The organism is Pseudomonas sp. GM55 (assembly GCF_000282395.1).
In the GTDB taxonomy this organism is placed as follows: Bacteria; Pseudomonadota; Gammaproteobacteria; order Pseudomonadales; family Pseudomonadaceae; genus Aquipseudomonas; species Aquipseudomonas fluorescens_CC.
Genome location: NZ_AKJJ01000053.1, coordinates 110,543 through 130,620 on the forward strand (window position 1 = coordinate 110,543; position 20,078 = coordinate 130,620).

Annotated in this window: 14 protein-coding genes, 1 tRNA gene and 3 pseudogenes; 7 read left to right on the forward strand and 11 right to left on the reverse strand. The window is 53.8% G+C overall.

The window, feature by feature from the left end:
- The first annotated feature begins 280 nt into the window (after nucleotides 1-280).
- Complete coding sequence (locus tag PMI31_RS15375) at nucleotides 281-1,105, forward strand: FkbM family methyltransferase (protein ID WP_008019013.1); 825 nt, start codon at nucleotides 281-283, stop codon at nucleotides 1,103-1,105.
- Nucleotides 1,106-1,183: 78 nt separating this feature from the next.
- A tRNA-Thr gene (locus PMI31_RS15380) sits at nucleotides 1,184-1,259 on the forward strand.
- A 496-nt stretch (nucleotides 1,260-1,755) separates the two neighbouring features.
- On the opposite strand, the gene PMI31_RS15385 is transcribed toward PMI31_RS15380, so the two are convergent.
- Nucleotides 1,756-2,067 (reverse strand): TM2 domain-containing protein, encoded by a 312-nt coding sequence (locus tag PMI31_RS15385; RefSeq protein ID WP_008019014.1) that lies wholly within the window; start codon nucleotides 2,065-2,067, stop codon nucleotides 1,756-1,758.
- A 241-nt stretch (nucleotides 2,068-2,308) separates the two neighbouring features.
- On the opposite strand from PMI31_RS15385, the pseudogene PMI31_RS29450 reads away from it, so the two are divergent.
- From PMI31_RS29450 to PMI31_RS15395, 3 genes and pseudogenes are all read left to right on the forward strand, one after another.
- A pseudogene (locus PMI31_RS29450) lies at nucleotides 2,309-2,425 on the forward strand (IS3 family transposase); the annotation flags it as partial.
- A 117-nt stretch (nucleotides 2,426-2,542) separates the two neighbouring features.
- Nucleotides 2,543-5,212 carry a hypothetical protein gene (locus tag PMI31_RS15390; protein ID WP_008019015.1) on the forward strand — a complete coding sequence of 890 codons (2,670 nt, stop codon included), beginning with the start codon at nucleotides 2,543-2,545 and terminating at the stop codon, nucleotides 5,210-5,212.
- Nucleotides 5,213-5,220: 8 nt separating this feature from the next.
- Nucleotides 5,221-7,749 (forward strand): hypothetical protein, encoded by a 2,529-nt coding sequence (locus PMI31_RS15395; protein ID WP_008019016.1) that lies wholly within the window; start codon nucleotides 5,221-5,223, stop codon nucleotides 7,747-7,749.
- Between the two features lie 340 nt (nucleotides 7,750-8,089).
- Here the strand turns inward: PMI31_RS15395 and PMI31_RS15400 are convergent, their stop codons facing one another.
- The 6 genes and pseudogenes from PMI31_RS15400 to PMI31_RS29965 form a co-directional block, all read right to left on the reverse strand.
- On the reverse strand, nucleotides 8,090-8,800 hold the full coding sequence (locus tag PMI31_RS15400) for an SDR family NAD(P)-dependent oxidoreductase (RefSeq protein ID WP_008019017.1): 711 nt from the start codon (nucleotides 8,798-8,800) through the stop codon (nucleotides 8,090-8,092).
- A 44-nt stretch (nucleotides 8,801-8,844) separates the two neighbouring features.
- Nucleotides 8,845-9,501 (reverse strand): DsbA family oxidoreductase, encoded by a 657-nt coding sequence (locus tag PMI31_RS15405; RefSeq protein ID WP_008019018.1) that lies wholly within the window; start codon nucleotides 9,499-9,501, stop codon nucleotides 8,845-8,847.
- Nucleotides 9,498-9,719 (reverse strand): tautomerase family protein, encoded by a 222-nt coding sequence (locus PMI31_RS15410; RefSeq protein WP_008003165.1) that lies wholly within the window; start codon nucleotides 9,717-9,719, stop codon nucleotides 9,498-9,500. Before PMI31_RS15410 ends, PMI31_RS15405 begins: the two co-directional genes overlap by 4 nt.
- Before the next feature lie 102 nt (nucleotides 9,720-9,821).
- A pseudogene (locus PMI31_RS31885) lies at nucleotides 9,822-9,875 on the reverse strand (LEPR-XLL domain-containing protein); the annotation flags it as partial.
- A 1,033-nt stretch (nucleotides 9,876-10,908) separates the two neighbouring features.
- A complete protein-coding gene (locus PMI31_RS30790; RefSeq protein WP_008019020.1) occupies nucleotides 10,909-11,547 on the reverse strand; it encodes a hypothetical protein in 639 nt (212 codons plus the stop codon).
- Nucleotides 11,540-12,634 carry an HsdM family class I SAM-dependent methyltransferase gene (locus PMI31_RS29965; protein ID WP_157213281.1) on the reverse strand — a complete coding sequence of 365 codons (1,095 nt, stop codon included), beginning with the start codon at nucleotides 12,632-12,634 and terminating at the stop codon, nucleotides 11,540-11,542. The genes PMI31_RS30790 and PMI31_RS29965 overlap by 8 nt, the downstream gene beginning before the upstream one ends.
- 577 nt (nucleotides 12,635-13,211) lie before the next feature.
- On the opposite strand from PMI31_RS29965, the pseudogene PMI31_RS15420 reads away from it, so the two are divergent.
- Nucleotides 13,212-13,494 (forward strand): annotated as a pseudogene (locus PMI31_RS15420) (DUF3077 domain-containing protein).
- 146 nt (nucleotides 13,495-13,640) lie between these two features.
- Here PMI31_RS15420 and PMI31_RS15425 read toward each other — a convergent pair.
- A complete protein-coding gene (locus PMI31_RS15425; RefSeq protein WP_008019023.1) occupies nucleotides 13,641-14,927 on the reverse strand; it encodes an OprD family porin in 1,287 nt (428 codons plus the stop codon).
- A 260-nt stretch (nucleotides 14,928-15,187) separates the two neighbouring features.
- Nucleotides 15,188-15,859 carry a DsbA family protein gene (locus PMI31_RS15430; protein ID WP_008019024.1) on the reverse strand — a complete coding sequence of 224 codons (672 nt, stop codon included), beginning with the start codon at nucleotides 15,857-15,859 and terminating at the stop codon, nucleotides 15,188-15,190.
- Nucleotides 15,860-16,122: 263 nt separating this feature from the next.
- Between PMI31_RS15430 and PMI31_RS15435 the strand changes: the two genes are divergently transcribed.
- The gene (locus PMI31_RS15435; RefSeq protein ID WP_008019025.1) at nucleotides 16,123-18,216 is read left to right on the forward strand and encodes a TonB-dependent receptor; all 2,094 of its coding nucleotides are present in this window, start codon (nucleotides 16,123-16,125) and stop codon (nucleotides 18,214-18,216) included.
- 188 nt (nucleotides 18,217-18,404) lie between these two features.
- On the opposite strand, the gene PMI31_RS15440 is transcribed toward PMI31_RS15435, so the two are convergent.
- Nucleotides 18,405-18,617 (reverse strand): hypothetical protein, encoded by a 213-nt coding sequence (locus PMI31_RS15440; protein ID WP_007972820.1) that lies wholly within the window; start codon nucleotides 18,615-18,617, stop codon nucleotides 18,405-18,407.
- A gap of 244 nt (nucleotides 18,618-18,861) precedes the next feature.
- Nucleotides 18,862-19,968: an agmatine deiminase gene (gene aguA, locus PMI31_RS15445; protein ID WP_008019028.1), complete on the reverse strand. Its 1,107-nt coding sequence runs from the start codon at nucleotides 19,966-19,968 to the stop codon at nucleotides 18,862-18,864.
- Between the last annotated feature and the right edge of the window lie 110 nt (nucleotides 19,969-20,078).

Sequence of the window (20,078 nt, forward strand, 5' to 3'; positions counted from 1 at the left end):
TTCAGAGCAAAAACCATACTGTTCACTTTTTGTACACACGTATAAAAAATCGAAAAAACAGGCATTTGCAGACAAATGAGAACGGATCCACAAATTCGACCTAAACCCAGTGCGCTTCTAACGGCATTGTGCATAAGCATTTAATGAAAACGACATAAACGCCTAATCCCGGACCGCGGACAGGGGGGTTTGCACCCTTTCATGACTCTTGTTATACACACACGCAAGGGCGCCAGCAGCGCGGCCACGAACAAGAACATTCTTCCGACAGGATGCGCCAGTGACGTTCATTTCCTACGCACAGAACTTCGAAGACATACGCCTGTGGCGCGCCCTGAAAACCGTCGAGAACGGCTTCTACATCGACGTCGGGGCAAACGATCCCACCCATGACTCGGTCACCAAGGCGTTCTATGACCATGGCTGGACCGGCATCAACGTCGAACCGATGCCCAACTACTACCAAGCCCTGTGCCAGCAACGCCCCAAAGACACCAACCTGCAGTGCGTGGCCGGCGAAAGTGCCGACAGCCTGACCTTCTACGGCATCGCCGGCACCGGCCTCTCGACCGCTGACCCTGCCATGGCGCAGATGCACAAAGACGCCGGCATGGACGTGCGCAGCCAGACCGTCCAGTCCCGCACCCTGACTTCCATCTGCGAAGAACACGCCCGGGGCCGTGACATTCACTTCCTGAAGATCGACGTCGAAGGCCACGAAGAGACCGTCCTGCGCGGCATGGACTTCACCCGGTGGCGACCATGGGTGATCCTCATCGAAACCCCGTGGGAGCGCGACCAGACCTGGGAAACCCTCGTCACCGGCGCCGGCTACCAGTCCATCCTGTTCGACGGCATCAACACCTACTACCTCGCCGAAGAACATCTGAACCTCAAACCCGCCTTCGACATCCCGCCGTGCAACCTGGACGAGTTCCAGTTCTGCAAAGGCCACAACTTCAGCCACCCCGTCGGCGACGCCGAACACCAACTCGCCGCCGCCCTGCAACGCGCCGAACAGGCCGAAGCCCAGCTGCGCGCAATGCAAAACAGTCGAGCCTGGAAAGCCATTCAGAAACTCAAGAAAACCCTGCTGCGCGCCTGACCTGAAGCCTGCGCAAAAATAGTCAAAATTCAGGGGTTTACAGAAGCCAGCCAATCGCTATAATCGTCGCCCTGACACGCCGGTATAGCTCAGATGGTAGAGCAACTGACTTGTAATCAGTAGGTCCCGGGTTCGATTCCTGGTGCCGGCACCATACAAAACGAAGGCTCGCAGAAATGCGGGCCTTTGTTGTTTCTGGCATCCAGAAATCCAGCTACTACTAACAGCCTCCATCGACACCGTCTTACCCCTCACCTGCACCAAAATCTGGCTACACACCTACCCGTTACAATTTCACTTCAGCGTGACGTTGACGACCTGCTCCAGCGACTTAAAATGCAGCCCTAATACACCCGCCAAGCCTAGGTTGACCCAGTCAGCAAGCTCAAATCGTGCGGGTTTCTTTGCCTCGAGAATCTACATGAGCCCCTCGACAAGCCAGCCCTCAACGTAGAACAGCAATTTGAGCTGCCAAGCAACGATGATGGCCAGACTGGTTGAAGCTGAGATTGCCGGTACTCAAATCGATTCGTTACCAGCAAGAGCTGACAGAGTCTGAATCATTTTCGGGGTTGATCCGGCGGCGCAGAACCTCATCAATCGTGTGTACTCAACGACCTCCAAGATTGACTCGAATCGGGTAACGAACTTTATTTTTCCTGCATTAGAGCCACTTCGAGGCGGGCATCATGTCGAACTTTTTCAGAATGCTCACGAATAATGCCAGGAATCAAAAAGAGGTCCACTAGCAGCCAGATGCCTGTGACGATAAGAGGGATCAGAGTAAAAAGCCCAACGATCGTGATAATCAATTGTGCAGCCGCAGTTCCGGTCTTACCGAGATAGAACCGGTGGGCACCGAAGCCTCCCAGGAAAAACCACAGCAGATAAGCCACGCCTGTTGATCTTTGAGCATTGGCGACCTTTTGCTCAATTAGCATCTCAGCTTGCAGGGAAGACATTCAGATTTCCTTTCCCGTCAGGGAGTCCGTGTGCCGGGATGACACTAAGGTCAATTGAAGCGCAAGGATGGCATCTTGCAATCAAACATCTGAAATTGAGTGGGCTGGTGTCGGTGTTGTTCAAGGTAATGGGCTGAAGGCAAAACGCGGAGCAACAGAGTAGGCGTATACCCTCAGTATCTCGGGGCCACGCAGACCTATCCAAGCAGGGCTGCAAAGCCACGCGACAGGATGCACGGGGGATGTGTTCGATTACATCGAGATGTTCTATAACCCGAAACGCCGTCATGGCTTCAACAATCAGTTGTCACCGGTAGAGTTTGAAAAGCGTAATGCAATGAGCTCGCAGGGTGTCTAGGGAATCCAGGGCGATTCAGTGAGGAGAGCGTCTTGGAGGACCTTATCGTATGGAGTTTGTATCAGTCATATGGTCTGATATCGATGATGAAGGCACCATTTTTTCCTTGAGACTCTCATGACTGAACAAACAGAAAGCCGTAAGACCATCATTATCGATCTCGATTGCAGCGACAACAACGCAAACGTCGATGTGCAGCAGCTTGTTCAGCATGCATGTTATATGAGTCTAAAAAACAGTATTACCGCAGACCTCGCCAAGGCTGAGCAAGACTCCAAGCGAGAGGGGCAAACCGGGCCCACCAAGAACTACCCCTATGGCAGTGGTTTGGTCTACTTCATTGATGGCACTCGCGGCGCCGGAAAATCCACCTTCCTCCAAAGTGCTTATCATGCCCTGCCAAAGGATCTTAAAGCGCACACAGTTGAGTCTCTAGCGTACATCGACCCCAGTCGCATCGAGCGTAGTGAAATTATCCTCCTGAGCATACTCAAAGCTCTAAAAACACAGATGCTCGCACTCTCAAGAAGGGCCTCCACGCTAGAAGGGGAGCGAGTAAATAAGAGTTTTCGGGAGGGTTTCAAGAAGCTTGCTGGTGGTCTGAGCCTCTTCACAAAGAGTCACGATCAGCTCCAAGACCTAGATGCTGAGTTGTTTTTTGAATGGGGTCTTGAGCGCGCCGGACACAGTGCGGACCTTCGTAAAAATTTGCATGCGCTGTTCGATATTACTTGCGACTCGCTGGGTGTCGATGCGTTGATTCTCGCCTTTGACGATGCAGACACCAATGCCCAGCACGCGCGCAATGTCCTAGAATGCATTCGCAAATACCTTGATACCCCTCGCCTCGTGATCTTAGTTACCGGTGATATCGAGCTATACTCCCTGATGGTCCGCGATCATTTCTATGACAGCCTCGGAGAGGCTAAGCATGATCAGACGCCGGAACGCAAAGATCAACGCAACAAAATGGTCGACCATTTGGAAGACCAATACCTGCTCAAACTCTTTCCCATGCAACGGCGCCTTCAGTTGCGCCCATTATGGAACCTGCTAAAAAGCGATTCAGAACTTTACAAACTGAGTTACAACAAATGGGGCGAGCAAACCCCAAGAAAACCCGCAACAGTGGTGGACGAATTGGTCCGGCAAGGACTTCGAATCAAAACTCCCCGTGACCTAGAACTGTATCGCGAATTCCTTCTAAAACAACCGTTGCGCTCAATACTTCAGGTACTGTGCCGGTGCGTGCCCTTCCTCGCAAAGGACAACTCAAATGATCAATCCTATGCATGGAATAAAGAACTATCCGAAGCTCTAAGCGAAAGCCTTCGAGCTCTTGCATTGGGCAGCCTATACAAATTCGGCGTGGATGTAGACGCAATCGCTGCTCACGAACTACCCGCGCTGACCAAAGCCGTATTCGACCTTGCAGTGCGTGACGGCGACTTTGACACCGCCGCTTACCTGCGCCCCCAACCCAGCAATGCAGACCTCAAAAACAGCTTCGCGGCCCTTTCCGCAGATGTCACTCGACTTTGCGCAGAAAAGCCTGCAGCTCTCATCGACTACATGCTAGCCGCTCCCGGCAGTGTAGCCCTGTATGGCCAAGTACTACGGCGTAAGGGTAAAGATCTCCGAACCGGGGATGACGCCCAGACACTACGCCAGCAATTCGAGCAATACATGGGTATTGGGCGTAAAGAAGATGCTCTCAACTGGGCACGTCATGCTGTAACAATTTTCTCCGCACCATACGGTGCTAACCCAAACCGCGCGGTGGTCTATTCCGGAATTATCGGGCTCAACAAGGGCAAACCAGATCAGGCCCCCAAGGAAAGCGAGTCTAACTATAAGACAGCCCTCAGCGTCCTCAAAAGCAGTAAAGATCTCCCAGCTTTTGCACTGAGCCTTGTCGACGTATCAGGCACCGCCTCACGGACGTATGCCTCGATCTACAACATCTTAGGTCTGATGGCCCGCTTGCTCGCACTTGAACCAGATCATACAAAACAATATCCCGTGCTCAGCGTCTTACCTAAACCCTATCCACCGCTTAGTGTTTCCCGTCCACAATGGGAAAATGACACTGTCGAAGAGGAAGACAGCGAGCAGGATGCAACCGACGATGCGGCAAAACTCGCCACGCTCGAACGCGCTGTCGAACAATGGCTTCACGACACAGCGAGTCTTCGCACAAAGCTGAATCCGTCTGCTGTGCTAATCGGCAAGGTCTGGACGCGCCTCTACTTTAGCTTGGAGAAAGTGTGTGATGCCAACAGGCCCAAGGTTGCTCAAGATGGGGTAGGTGCCGCCAGCCTCATGGAGTTGTTCGCCCTGTGCGTAATCAATGCGTTCTACATAGAGGAACAGGACTACCACTTGAGTAGCGGCGCCAGCAACTCTACAGGCGGTTCCGCTCTGGACCGCACCAATCCACTCACCTCTGCTAAAGTTTTTATTGATAAATTCAAATCCATTAAAGAGGCTCACACAGAACTTCCACTGACCTATCTAGTAGCGACATGCCCTTTACTTTTGGGACTGTTACAGGCAACAGCCAATACAAAAAATTTGGTTAGCGGACTTCTTTCCTGTAATGACGCCTCCTCTCCAATTGAACATGATCCAAGAAGTGAGAGTCCCGCCAACTCAAGAATAGAAGTTGCAGACTTACTTTGTGATGACGCCATCTGGGAGAAAATTAATAAAACATACATTGCTGGCACGAAATGGAAAAAAGAGTCTGAAACGCAGCTCGATCAAGAAGGGTCGACCAAGCCTTGAGTAATAGCATGCGCGAACAAGCCGCTTCAGTTATTGCCCAAATCGGTACCAGTCTGCTCGCCAGCCACAAGGTGCTGCATCTCGTGAGGCATACACCTTTTCATACACCTTTGGGCTCACAAGACCTGCGAGAGGCAGTTTATCTTGGTTATCTCCCTTGGTCCTCCCGTCTGCCGGACCACGTCTTTGAGCATAGTTTCCAGAGGCTTACTAGTCATCCGACTGGCAAAGAGAAGCCTTCTCTATTGCTCGCCACCCTTCATGCCATGGCAGAAGAATTTCTCAAGTTCCAACACGGGAAGTTGTATGTGAGGCAACAGAAGTTTGGTGCCTGGCAGCAAAGCGTAGTGAGCCGCATATCCGGCCTCCCCCTGCAGGCGGCTGCTCATCTGCTAACGCGGCCCCGCGACGGGCTACTAGATCAGAGTGGGACTCACTGGTCGAGGGGAGAACAACCAAACTGGGCAGAAAGACATTTACCTATCGTCAGCCCATACGATCCAGTGGTTGAGGACTATCTTGCCCGCGAAGGCTTACACGAGACACATCTGCATCTCAACGGCAGCACCCACGCGGAAAACTGCTGGCTGCGTGCTCTGCGCACGCCAAAGCAGGAGACAAGAGATTTCGGCATCAAATGGCATAACCGCAGTCGAGCCGATGCGGCCAGCATTCGCGAGCTGGCACACTCCATCAATCCAGAACTGTCACCAGTTGAATTACACAGCCAGCTTGTGGTTGCAAGCCGCTTGCGGTTATGGCTGATTGCCGCAGCAACCAATAACCTCAGCGCAAATGTCTGCATGCCCTACGACTACTCGGAGTTAGCCGATGAGGAGAACCAGCAAGAGCAAGCTCCTCCCCCCGGTGAAAGACATCTACAGTTGTCCGCTCAAAGCTGCGCCGACGACGAGTTAAGCTGGATGCAACAGCTCCTGCAAAAGCTCACAATAGAACCCAGCGTGATAATCGAGCGCATGTTCCACACCTATCTGCTATTACAGAATCAGTATTATCGCCTACTGGTTCAAAGCGAAGAGCAATTCGGTTTCGACCAGTTCCAAAAGCTGACTTACACCGAGCTGCGCGAACCTGCAGAAGCAGACTACCTTCCTCGCTTCTGGGCTATGCATGGCAGACAAACAGGTACCAGCCGTACCAACTACCTGGAAGGGCGTTTTGCGCCAAAGAGCACGCTACGCAAGAACCATCAACTGTTGAAAGCAATACTGGGGGGGTATTGGCATTACCTACAGAGCCACTCCCCGCACGACTTCAATTCAAAACCGGCCCCCCACACCTTGGGCGACCTGCTTGCACAACTGGAAACTATCTTCCTAAATAAATCACCCCTTGATCGTTCACATCACCGCCTTGCCCTAGTGGTGCATTTCATAAAAAAGCCATGGGCTCCCGGCAAAAAAGCTGGACCTAACCGTTTTTACGCTCAGCGTGCAGAGCTGGAGCATAGCACTAACGTACTGCTCGAAACCCTCAAACGATGGCCCCGATTGCGCACTTGGGTACGCGGAATAGATGCGGCATCAAACGAACTGCACGCCCCTCCTGAGGTATTTGCCAGTTACTATCGAGCTTGTCAGCACGCCGGCCTAACCCATCGTAGCTACCATGTAGGGGAGGATTTTGCCCATCTTTTGAGCGGTCTGCGTGCCATGTATGACGCACTAGAACTTCTTGACCTGCGCGATGGCGACCGCATAGGCCACGGCACAGCCATGGGCATTGCTCCCAGACTTTGGCTGGAGCGCATGCCAGGTCAATTGGTGGTAAAAAAAGGCGAATGGATGCTGGACTTGTTAGCCGCTTGGCGCTTGTTACGTACCCTGCCCGAAGCAACCGCCGCGGCTTCCAGAGTAGCGGACGATTTGGCCAAGTGTGCGGGCGAGGTATTCCGCCGTGACATCAGCTGTACAGAGCTTGAAGCTGCCATGAGTCTGCGACACCTGAATGTCCGCTATCTGCAGGCGGCCTTTGAAACGGACTGGTCAGTGGACATAACACCGCTCAATGACATCTGGCAAGCCGAAGCTCTGCGTATCCGTGCAGCAAAGCTCAGCAACCCACACCATTTGAATCTGTTGTGGGAATGGCTCAGTGACGAGAAACTTTGCCAGCGTAGTGAGTCGCTGGAAAGCGTGGACGCCGCTTATTTTGACGAAACCACTTACCTGCAGCTCCAACAAGCTCTGATGCGCGAAGTTGCTCACCGTAACGTCGTGGTCGAAACCCTCCCGTCCAGTAATGTTCGCATCAGTCAGTACCATAATTTCAGTGAGCACCATGCACTTCGATGGATGCGCGTGCCTGGGTTTGTGGAAAAAGGCGACCCTGAAATCATGGTATCGCTAGGCTCGGATGACCCCGGAATTTTCGCCGGAGATTTGAACGGTGAGTTCTACCAATTATACGGAGCCCTGCGTAATCAAGGTATTAGCGACCAAGCAGCCTTGGCTCATCTGGCGCCCGTCAACGAGCGCGGTCGCGCCTACCGGTTTCACGATCCATTTCTTGGATAACTATTGGGCATAGAATCTTATACAAACCAAGCAACATAGGGCCATGGAGGACTCTGTTCAGCTCCTGGGCAAATGGTTGGCCAAGTACAAGTCAAATATCGTGCAGGCCGACAACGTGTTGACGCCTATTAAATCCAGAATTTGATTCCACTGAAACCCATAGCTAGCTGATTTAATTATAGTTATTAGTTGAGGTATGCCGAATTTACCACCGAAATCCAGACGTCCGGAAGACCTAGCCTCGCTGCAATTTACCATTCGTCTGGTGCCGCACCATACAAAACAAAGCCCTCGTACCAACACGAGGGCTTTGTTGTTTCCGGGGTTTGGCAAAGCGCTTTTAGTGCCCCGCGCTCTGACCACCGTCCACGTGCAGGATTTCGCCAGTGACGAACTTGGCGCCGTCCAGATACACGACCGCTTGCGCAATGTCATCGATCTCGCCCATGTGCCCGACCGGGTGCAGGTTGCCCAGCGCTGCGTGGGTTTCTTCACCGTGCATCGGGGTCTTGATGATGCCCGGGCTGACCGCGTTCACCCGAATCCCGCGCTTGGCGTATTCGATGGCCAGGGATTTGGTTGCCGCGTTGAGGCCGCCCTTGGTCAGCGAAGCCAATACCGATGGCACGCCGTCGATGGCGTGGTCCACCAGGCTGGTGGTGATGTTGACGACGTGGCCGCTGCCCTGTTTTTCCATCTCGGCGATGGCGAGCTGGGTGATGTAGAAGAAGCCATTGACGTTCACCGACAACACATTGGCGTAGTCTTCTGCGGTGTACGCGGTGAACGGCTTGGCGACGAAGATCCCGGCGTTGTTGACCAGGGTATCGATGCGCCCGAAACGGGAAATCGCTTCACGGATCACACGCTGGGCGGTTTCCGGTTCGCCGATGTCGCCGGCCACGGTGAGAATATCCGGATCGGTGGACGGCTTGATCGAGCGCGAAGTGGCGACGATGCGGTAACCGAGTTCACGAAAGGCTTTGACCATACCGTCACCAAGACCCTGGGATGCGCCGGTAATTACGATGACTTTTTTCGAAATGCTCATGATGAAGACCTCTGACAATTAAAAGTGGGGTAGAAAATCGGTAATCAGGCTTCGGCCGGTGCCTTGGCCATTTGTCGCAACATCTGTTCGTAGTACTCGACCGATTGCGAACCGGACACCAGGTGCCGACCGTTCAGCACCATGGCCGGGACCGAATTGATGCCGCGCTGCCGGTAGTACGCTTCAAGTTCTCGCACCTCTTCTGCGAACGCGCCGGACGCCAGCACCTCTTGTGCACTTGCCCCATCCAGCCCCGCTTCAGTCGCCAGACGCACCAGCGTCGACTGATCGCTCGGGTTCTGGCCTTCGCTGAAGTAGGCTTGTAACAGCACCTTCTTCAACTCGACTTGTCGCCCTTCCTGCAACGCCCATAGCAACAAACGGTGTGCATCGAAGGTGTTGTAGAAATGCGTGCGCTTCTCCAGATCGAATTTGAAGCCGATGGCCTCGCCGCGAGCGATCTGCATGGCCTTGCCGGCGGCGACGTCGGCGGCCGTTCGCCCGTATTTGCGCATCAAGTGCTCGACCGCTTGCTCACCTTCGGCCGGCATATCCGGGTTCAACTCGAACGGCTTGTAGGTCAGCTCGACCGAGATTTCCCCGGCCACGTTCTCGATCGCTTGCTCCAGCGCCGTCGCCCCCAGTGCGCACCAGGGGCACACCACATCGGAGATGAAATCGATGGTGACGGGCGACGTCATGACTGCCCCTCCGCCTCGGCCAGTTGCTTGCGGTACTGGGTGGTGGTGATTCCGGCGTAACCCCAGTTATCGGTGTCGACTTCCTCGATCACGATGTGGGTCAGGTCAGGGCGTTTGTTGAGGACGCGTTCCAGTGTTTCAGTGATCTCGGCAATCACCTGAGCTTTCTGCTCAGTGGTAACGCCATCGCGGGTGATGCGTACGCTTACGAAAGGCATGAGGGAAACTCCAGTGACCTTCCCGTCGGGATGATGGGAGAGGCGTTGGAGCTCAATTTATGCAGTTTGCTGGAGGGGATAAAGGTGGGGGCGGGAACATCATTAGTTACACGCCGTAATCAATATTGCTGAAGCGTCCAACAAAATTCTAGGCTCTCAGTCTCCATTTTTGTCGGATCCAGCCTTAAGAATCAGAATAAGGAGAGTGCGCGATCACGGCGCTAATTGATTAGCTGTAAGTCGCATTTGCAGTAGTCATACTGATAGTTTTATAAATCATGCCATTTAGCCACTATCGTCTCGACCTCAGTAACCGCTTGAATTAATATGCTGAGTGCCGCCTGATCACTAAGGAAATGCTATGAAATGGGGATCTATTCGAGAACCACGCGCATTAGTGGAGCTACACAATGCGCTTTCACCGCTGATCGGTGTAGAGGTCAGCTCACTGAAGATATGACCTGAACAAGCCGCTCATTTCGAGCCATCGCAAATTGGCACTATCGTAGGTACTCTCACGGATGCTGAACTTCCTTTCATTGCAGTAGAGAAAAAAGTTTGATTGCTAAAAGGAGCCGGCATTCTAGGTGATAGGGAAGGCTATCCAGATTTTGATCACGCCGATGGGTATAGAATCGAACTCAAGGGGCTTTTTTGCGACAATTCTATTGTACGACTGAAAAAACCTCCAACCAGGCGCGAACCCTCAGCCCGTCTAACACAGAAAGTTACTGTGAATAACGTTATTCCGGATAGAGATGCTTTGCTCATCCTTAGTTATCATCTCCATCCCGCCCAAGATGGTAGTGGGCTTCTTACTCCAGTCATTCGAGGCATTGGAATTTTTCCACTCATTGAGTGCGTATTGGCTAGAGATCATCGATCTCACTAGTAGAGGCGGTATTTGGTTCGGAGATCATCAGACACCAACAGTACTCAGCAAAGCAGGAAAGAATAAAATCGCAACAGGGGAGCCCTTGAATCGTCTAGACTACGGAAGAAAAGAAAGCGAAGGTAGAGACTTTAACGAAGATACAAACTTTGGAAAATTGAAAAGAATCCCATATAAACCTTTACAGGAATTTCTCGCTCGGAACGGGGCACACTTCTCCGCCCGAGGAAATTACCCCAGTCCTTGGGTAACTTCTGGATATGAGGGAATAGCGACGGCAGGAGATGATGCGGATGATTAGGCCTGAACTATAATTTTCGACATTTCCAATTGCGCGTGGAGGTGCTGTGCGACTAGGGAATCCACGCGTTTTGAAGTAGACGCTGACGTGTCATAAATATTTTTCGGCACTGAAAGCCGTAACAGCAGCTCTTCATTAAACCGCGGATGATGACCGCCGGTGGTAGCCTGATCGAATATACTTTGCACTTTTGACGACAACAACCAAGGAACAAGATATGCAATTGAAGACTCAGGATCTTTACTTTCAAGCACATAATACTCAGTAGAGCAAAGAATCGAGTCAACACCTAGCAGCTCACAAATCCCGTAGGGGACATATACAACTTGTTTCAGATACGGCCGAAGTCTCGATATCAACACCGATCCCTCTGGAACAACTTTTTTATTACTAGTCCGTTGCGGTCGACTCCCATCAGAGGATGGAAGTATGAACAATCCTCGATCTGAATTGCCAGTATCTAAAACGAGCGTATTTTCGCCAATACTACTTCTTGTTTTTTTATAAAGCGAAACGATTTCTTCAAGAGGGATGCCGCCCTCGGCGTCCTGTGCGGAGAGAAATGAAAGCCAATATTCTGGAGAAAGCGAACAAAGAGGCCCCAATTCTTCTTGAGCAACACAAACCTTATCCAATTTTCCAATCCTTCATAATATCCTCTGCAATACCGGATAAGTCGTGATCGAGCAAGCCACCTTCATAAACTGGCTCACCATTAGATGACTTTCCGGCTTTATCTGATCTATAAAACGAGATGGCTCCACCATTTAGATCATCAGCACTGCGCACAGCGAAAAGTACACACGTTTTCTGAGAGGTAAATGGTCTAAATGTATAGGAATGCAAGCTAACTACCGCTTTAATCTGCATTTCCTTGCACAGCCACTTTCGCAGATTGGCAAACTTAGCTCCCGAGAACTTATTATCCGGCAAAACTATCGCAAGCCTACCACCTGGTTTCAAAAGATTTTTACAACGCTCGAGAAAAAGCGTATCTCGCTCAACTTTCCCACCGCTTAGTCTAGATGTTTCGTAATACTCCAGAAAATCTGCGTCAGACACATCCCCAGCAAAGGGAGGATTGGTAGCGATAATATCAAAACCCTTAAACTCACTACCATATTGGCGCATACACTCTTCTATAGAAAGCCCCTCTATCTCGAATAACGAATTCGGCTCTACCGCGAGAGCATCCAACTGGTGCACTCTGACTAAATCTTCACACGCGAGATAAGAAAGTAGCGCGCCCGTTTTGGCTGCCCGCTTGGATATATCAAAACCAAAAGTTGTAGGCAGTTCTGAAAGAGACATACGATCATGCGCGCTCTTTAGAAAAGCACCACTACCACATGCAGGATCGCAAATCAGCTCACCTGCTTTTGGCCTCAAAACCGATACACAAAAATCTACGATATGGGGGGGTGTGAAGTACTGCCCCTTATCAGATTTGTACTGTTTGCCTGTCATTTGCTCGAATACGGTATGCAGTGCTTCATAAGAAGTGCTGCCTAATTCCGTGGGTGTCAAAATACGTAAGCACTCTTCAGCAACGTCGGGAGGAGCACATAACAATGTTTCGCCCTCCACAAATCGTTCAACAATTTGGCTATTCCCACCAAGAAGACGTTGCGCAACGAGATAAGTCAGCGATTCTGTTTTTTCTGTTTTTTCCCAGAAAGACTTGGCAATGATTAAACGAATAGTTTCGTAGAATTCATCCACACCCGTTCTTGCCATTATCAGTTCTTGGCAACGCCGGATTTGAGATATTAGATGGTCGCCGGTTTGATGTCTCTTGGCCATTGTGACGCGGGTCGCTCTATTGATGACGATTGTCGACGATATCGGCCGTAAAGCCTTCTGTCAGTACACAGGATCAATTTATTATTTGAAAAAAATGTCACTGCGATGCCCAAGGGGTAAAAATGATATAGCTGCAAGCAATTAGCCACGATTGCGCATCCTCCCACCTCCAGCTACCTCCAACCCGTCGCTGCCAATTCAGCGAGCGGGCCTGATACCCCGAGTAAGATACGGGCGCACAAGCGCCACCAATCACGATTGCGGCGCTTTTTTGTGTCTGCATTTCCGTGTAATGGCGGCTGTGCGTGGGAGACCTTCGGGTCTGCCGGGTTCCTGTATCTCCGGTTTATCAGCCCGCGCATAGCTGCCACCCATTCCCCTGATAACGAACGTGGTAGCTCTCAATTTGATATGGGAGTTTTACGCATGAACGCTACTGACCCGTCTGCTTTACAAGTCATCTGCCACTTCCTATCCAATAGGATGGTGAATCTAAATGACCAGTCCTCAAGACCTCAAAACCATCGGCCTCCCCCCCTTCTCCTTCCACGCCAACGAACCGCTGTTTCGCGTCAACGCTGGCGTCCCGGTTATCCAGGCTCTCTACCACGCCGCCGATCTACTCCATGTTGCCAAGTCGCTCGCATCAGACGCAGCCATGGTTCGCGATACTGATCGGCATGCTTGGGCGTCGCATTTTTTTGCAGGATATGAGCAAGGCGGTCATAGATGATGTGGTGAAGGTGCTGGAATCGCCGATGAACAGTCGCAACCAATAACGTCGCCGCATCGATTTGAAGCGCTAAGGTGTTACCGAAATCTGGTTTCGGCGACATGAGCACATCAACAGCATAAAAAAGCCCCGAACCAGTCGGGGCTTTTCCTTTCTCAGCCTTTGATCAGGCCTCGATACCGCAACCGATCATCAGAAGATGTTGATCGGGTAATCCACGAACACACGCACTTCGTTGCCGCTGACGTTGTACTCGCTCGACTTCTGCGATACACGCAGGACCGAGCTGCGCAGTTTCACGCTGAGGTCTTTGGCCGGACCGCTTTGTACGACGTATTTGATCTGGTTGAAGATCTCGCGCTCGGTGCCGCCTTCGCTGGTGGAGGTGGTGATGTTGTCACCGCGCACGTAGGCCACGTTGTAGCTCAGGCCCGGTACACCGAAGGTGCTGAAGTCCAGGCCGTAGCCCACCTGCCAGCTGCGTTCGTCTTCGGCGTTGAAGTCGGACCAGTAGGAGTTCGCCAGGTAGATGGTGTTGCCACCGTCGCCGACGCGGCCTTGATCTTTCTGGTAGCCGCCATAGGCGTAGCCCAGGTTGCTGTCGCCGGTACTGCGCTGGTGCGCGAGGGTGAACGAGTGCGGGCCGGTGATGAAGGTGGCGGCCAGGCTCCAGATCTTGTTGTCGTCGCCGGTGATACCGTTGTCGCGAACGTAGGAATCTTCCAGCTTGGTGCGGTAGCCGTTGAAGTCCAGAGTCAGGGACTGATCCTTGTCGATCGGGAACACGTAGTTGGCGTTCACGTATTGTTTCTTCAGCACGTCTTCGACGTCGGAAGCGTACAGCGCGGCCTTGAATTGCTCAGTGAACTGGTAGCTACCGCCCAATACGTTGATCGACTTCAAGCCACCGCTGTCACGACCTTCAGCACTTTTGCGCGATTCGGCGGTGAAGCGCCCGGCGTCCAGTTGCAGGCCTTTGATCTCCCTGGAGGTGATCAAGGTACCGGTGTAGCTTTCCGGCAGCAGGCGCGAGTTGTCGTAGTTCAGCACCGGCAGGGCCGGCATCTGGTCGCCGTAGGTCAGGGTGGTGCTGGACAGGCGGAACTTGATCGCCGCGCCGCCCTTGGACAGGTCGTCAGCCGGCTGGCCGCTGTCGCCCTTTTTGAAAAAGTCGATACCTTGCGCGCCGCTACGGTCTTCGCTGCGTTCCAGGTTCAGAGCGTACAGCCCAAAAGCGTCCACACCCACACCCACGGTGCCTTGGGTGAAGCCGGACGAAAACGTGCCAATGGCCGCCTGGCCCCACTCGGATTTATCCGGGTTGCCGTCTTTGAAGTCACGGTTGATGTAGGCGTTGCGCAGCAGCACTTTGAGGCTGCTGTCTTCAACGAAACCCTTGGATTCGGCCTGGTCGTTCGCCATGGCCTGTGTAGCGCTCAACATCCCCAGAGCAATCAGGCTGATTCGCTTGTTCAACATTTTGTTTTTTTCCTTGATTCGATTGATACGCGCTGTGTCGAACGGCCGGAACGGCGCTATTGCGCTCTTATTTCAATGCGAAAACAAAAAGGCCCGCCCACGATTTCTCGCGGCGGGCCTTTTATTGTTTTTGAGTTGTGGCGGTCGGCCACAGGCGTTGGGCCGAATCGTAGCCGCGCCCTCAATGATGTGTCAATTTCATGAAACTTCTACAAACAAGTTAAAATCGTCTAAGAAACTGCTTTACGTGGCAGGAATATTCAATCGGTGCAACCTTCAAGGCCACAGGCTGCTACGGGAGTAGATCCCCCCTGCTCGGGCAGCGACTGACTCAGCCACTGCGCAAATGCCTGGGGTTTGCCCAGCCATGGCCCGATATCGATCAGGCTGAATTGGTCATTGTCCTCAAGCACCAGGGTCGGAAAACCCTGCCCGCCCACCTTGGCCAGGAAAGCCCGGCTGTAGCTGATATGGCCTTCGGTGTCGACCGCACTGAAGGCTCTTTCGAAGGCTTGACGGTCCAGCCCCATGCCGTGGGCCAGTTCAAACAGTACCGATTCGTCGGCGATGCGGCGCCCCTCCACGTAGTGAGCACTTTGCAAACGCCCCAACAACTCCAGCCCGCGACCTTCCATTTGCTCGGCAGCCAGCACCGCAGCGATAGGTGGAGCCGAGTCGAACAGCGCGGTGTGATCACGCAGCAAGCCTTCGAAATAAGCCTCACCGAACGGCTGCCCGCTATATTCGGCAATGCGCCGGTCATGGGGCATGACGTAACTGCGCAGTTGTGGCGATACCTTTTGCCGATTAGCCCCCGTCATCATGCCGCCGCCGTGGGCAATCACAGGCAGCACAGCCTGAGCGGCCTGCACCAGCGGTTTGGCGCCGTAGCACCAACCGCACAATGGGTCGTAGATGTAATGCAGGATCATGGGAAAGCTCCGACAGAAATTCAGGAAAATTCAATGCCCGCAGATTAGTGCCACAGCAGCCCCGGAAAAATGCCGGATTGGCTTTCAGTCTGTTGCTTGAATCGGTCGAATGGTTGCGTAAATCCTCTGTTTCAATTCAGACATAATTCGAAACAATCAAATGAGATAAATTCTCAGCTACAACTAACTATAGTAAATGACAAGCATTACTATTCGCGCCTCCCGCATGCTTCAACCTGAAAATTCTACGGATGCGCTCTTCAATGCCTGCCCCTTTTCGCCTTGCGCCCTACAGCCTTGGGCTTTCTGCCTTGTTGTCTGCCGGTTTTTCCTACGCTGCACCGACCACCTTGCCTGCCACATCGATCAGCGCCGAAGCTGAAGCCGACGACCCGCGCGTGCCCCAAACCAGCACGGCGACGCGGACCGCCACACCGGTGCGCTACGTGCCACAAGCCATCGACTCGATCAAAACCTCGAACGTGGTGGACTACGGCACCAACGATCTGGGCACGGCGCTCAGCGGCATCCCCAACGTCAGCAGCGGCGCCGACACACGCTTCGACAGCCTGCGCATCCGCGGTTTCGACGCCAGCAACGACTTCTATCTCGATGGCATCCGCGACGACAGCCAATACGTGCGCGACTTGCACAACATCGAACGCATCGACGTTTTGAAAGGTCCCGCCGCCGTGCTGTATGGCCGTGGCAGCCAGGGCGGCATCGTCAACCGGGTGAGCAAACTTCCCGAGTTCGGTCGCCGCTCGACCATTGAAGCCCAGGGCGGCAGCGAGGACTTGCGCAGCCTGTATGCCGACCTCAGCACCGACCCTTCCGAGAACATCAGCTTGCGCCTGAACATGGGCAACATGGACGAAAACAGCTTTCGTGATGGCGTGAGTGGCAATCGCCAGTTGTTCGCGCCTTCGATGAGCTGGCAGCTGACACCCGATCTGAACTGGTTGGTGCAGTACGAATACAGCCGCTACAACCGCACGCCGGATCGTGGCATCCCTGGTGTCAACGGTCGCCCGGCAGACGTGGGACGCGATACGACCTATGGCAGCGCAAACGATTTCATCGACGACAAGGCACAGTCCCTGCGCTCGAAACTCACGTATGAACTGAGCGACAACTGGCAACTGCGCCAAACCTTGGGCGTGTTCAAGCTCGACAGCGATTTCGACAATACCTACCTGTCCGGCTTCGTCCCGGCCACCAGCAAGGTCACGCGCCAGCACTGGCAGCAGGACCTGAACACCCGCAACGTCTACAACAACGTCGAGCTGGAAGGTGGTTTCGATACCTTCGGCCTCGAGCACCGGTTGCTCACCGGCATCGAAATCGGCAGCCAGCGCCGCGACCCGTTGCTGTACACCGCCGCCACTTCCGGGCCGGGCAGTTCACCGGTGCCGGCGCTGGACCTGTACAGCCCCGACCGCAATTTGCGTCATACCGGGCGCATGGTGGTGTCGAGCAACACTCACACCGAGGTCGAGAGCCGCGCGGTGTATGTGCAGGATCAATTGCGCCTGAACGAACAATGGCAATTGCTCGCCGGCCTGCGTTACGACACGTTCGATATCGAGTCGACCAACAAGGTGCGCAACATTTCCGAAGACAGTGACAGCCATAGCACCAGCCCTCGCGTTGGCGTGGTCTGGACGCCGCTGCAAAATCACTCCTTCTACGCCTCCTGGAGCAAGACGTTCTCGCCGGTCGGCGGTGGCCTGATCGGCATCACCCCAGGCGCGGCCGGTAACAGCAATGATCTGAGCCCGGAGCTGACCAAACAGAAGGAAATCGGGGTGAAGAGTGACTGGCTCGACGATCGCCTGAGCACCACGCTGGCCATCTATGAGCTGGAGCTCTACAACCGTCGTACCAGCGACCCGAACAACCCGACCATTACCCTGCTTTCCGGGCTGCAACGCTCTCGCGGGATTGAGCTGACCGCCGCCGGCAGGATTGCCGGCAACTGGTACATGCGCGGTGGCGTGGGTCTGCAGGACGCAACCATCGAAAAGGACAACAACGGCCTGGAAGGCAAGCGCATCAACAACGTGGCCAAGCACAACGGCAGCCTATTCCTGACTTGGAAACCGGAAATGGGCTGGTACGCCGAAACCGGCTTGACCCTGGTTGGCGACCGCTATGCCGACAACCTCAACACCACCGTGTTGCCGGGGTATGGCCGCTGGGATGCATTGGCCGGTTTCCGTCAGAAGGATTGGGATTTGCGCGCAGCACTGAACAATATCACCGACAAGACGTATTACTCGTCAGCGACCAGTGCCTTTCAGATCCAGCCGGGTGCGCCGCGTAGCTTGGTGGTGACAGGGACCTACAGCTTCTAAACACCACAACACTTGTAGGAGCTGGCTTGCCAGCGATGAGGCCATCACATTCAACATCAGTGTTGAATGAAAAGTTGCCATCGCTGGCAAGCCAGCTCCTACAGGAGGTCTGGCGACAAAACCATTGCACAAAAAAAAGCGCTGCCATCCCGGCAGCGCTTTTTTTGATCAATCCGTTGTTGTTCTTCTTATCCTTCCATTACATCCCACAACGCATCCAGTTCCGCTTCGCTGAATAAACCAGCAGGGTAACGCTCGATCATCGTCCGGCGCGGATCAGTTTCGCTGATCTGACGCATTCCATTGGACTTGAACCAGTGCGCCAGAATCTGGAGCGATTCGCTATTGACTGCCAGGGGATGCAACGCCTTGTCGCTCACTACGTTCACTTCGGCGTTCATTTCCGCGCTCTCTCCCGGTTTGTGAGCGGCTAACTTATCCAAGGTTTATGACAGAACATCGAAGTCCTCCCCCTCCCCGAGTTACCACAGCAGAGATACAAGAGCTGTGCCAAGGTTTCCGAAGTGTGGGCAAACGGATACAAAAAAGCCCGCAGCCCTGAAGGGCTGCGGGCTCTGTGCAATGCCGCAGGCTAATCGACAGCCTGAGAAATTTCGCAATCAACTCAAGCTGTTACAACCTCACTCACTCCTTGTGCGGTGCGGGTTGTTGCTGGGTAAGGCAGTGAATATTGCCGCCCCCCAGTAACAGTTCGCGACCAGGCACCATGACCACTTCGTGCTGCGGGAACAGGTTCTGCAGGATTTCCTTGGCCGGGCCATCCTGCGGGTCGTCAAAGCTCGGCGCGATGATGCCGCCGTTGACGATCAGGAAGTTCACGTAGGAACCGGCCAGACGAACAGTCGGGTTACGTTCCTGGGTTCCATCGACCGGATCGACACCGGCACATTCTTCCTCGGTCGCAAACAACGGACCCGGAATCGGCATCTTGTGCACCGTGATTGGGCGGCCCTTGGCATCGGTGCTGCCTTGCAGCACTTTCATCGCCGCCTGGCAGCGCGGGTAGTTCGGATCCTCTGGATCATCGGTCCAGGCCAGCAGCACTTCGCCCGGGCGCACATAACAGCAGAAGTTATCCACATGGCCATCGGTTTCGTCGTTGAACAAGCCATCCGGCAGCCAGATGATTTTATCCACAGACAGGTTCGCACTCAGGACCGCTTCGATTTCCGCGCGATTCATGTGCGGGTTGCGATTGCGGTTGAGCAGGCATTCTTCGGTGGTGATCAGCGTGCCTTCGCCGTCGACGTGAATCGAGCCGCCCTCGAGCACGAAACCTTCGGTGCGGTAGCGCGGGCTGCGCTCGATCTCGAGGATCTTGCCGCCGACCTGCGAGTCACGGTTCCACGGTGAATACAGGCCGCCGTCAAAACCGCCCCAGGCATTGAAATCCCAGTTCACGCCACGGACTTCGCCACTGTTGTTGATGACGAAAGTCGGACCGGAGTCGCGAACCCAGGCGTCGTCGCTGGACATTTCCACCACACGAATATTCGGCACGTCCAGACGGGCACGGGCGTTTTCGTACTGGCCGGCGGAAACCGCCACGGTCACCGGTTCGAATCGGGCGATGGCCTTGGCCACTGCCACGTGCGCGGCTTGTGCCGGTTTGCCACCCAGGCGCCAGTTGTCCGGGCGCTCGGGCCAGATCATCCAGGTCTGGGTTTGGGGTGCCCATTCGGCTGGCATGTAGAAGCCGTCGGCGCGAGGGGTGCTGTTCAACGTGGTCATGGCTCAGGACTCCGGAGTGGCATTGATACCTGACAGAAATGGAAGCGCATTAGTACACGCCGTGGACTGAGCCACTTTATATCCGATAAATATCGGCTTTTGAAGCACCA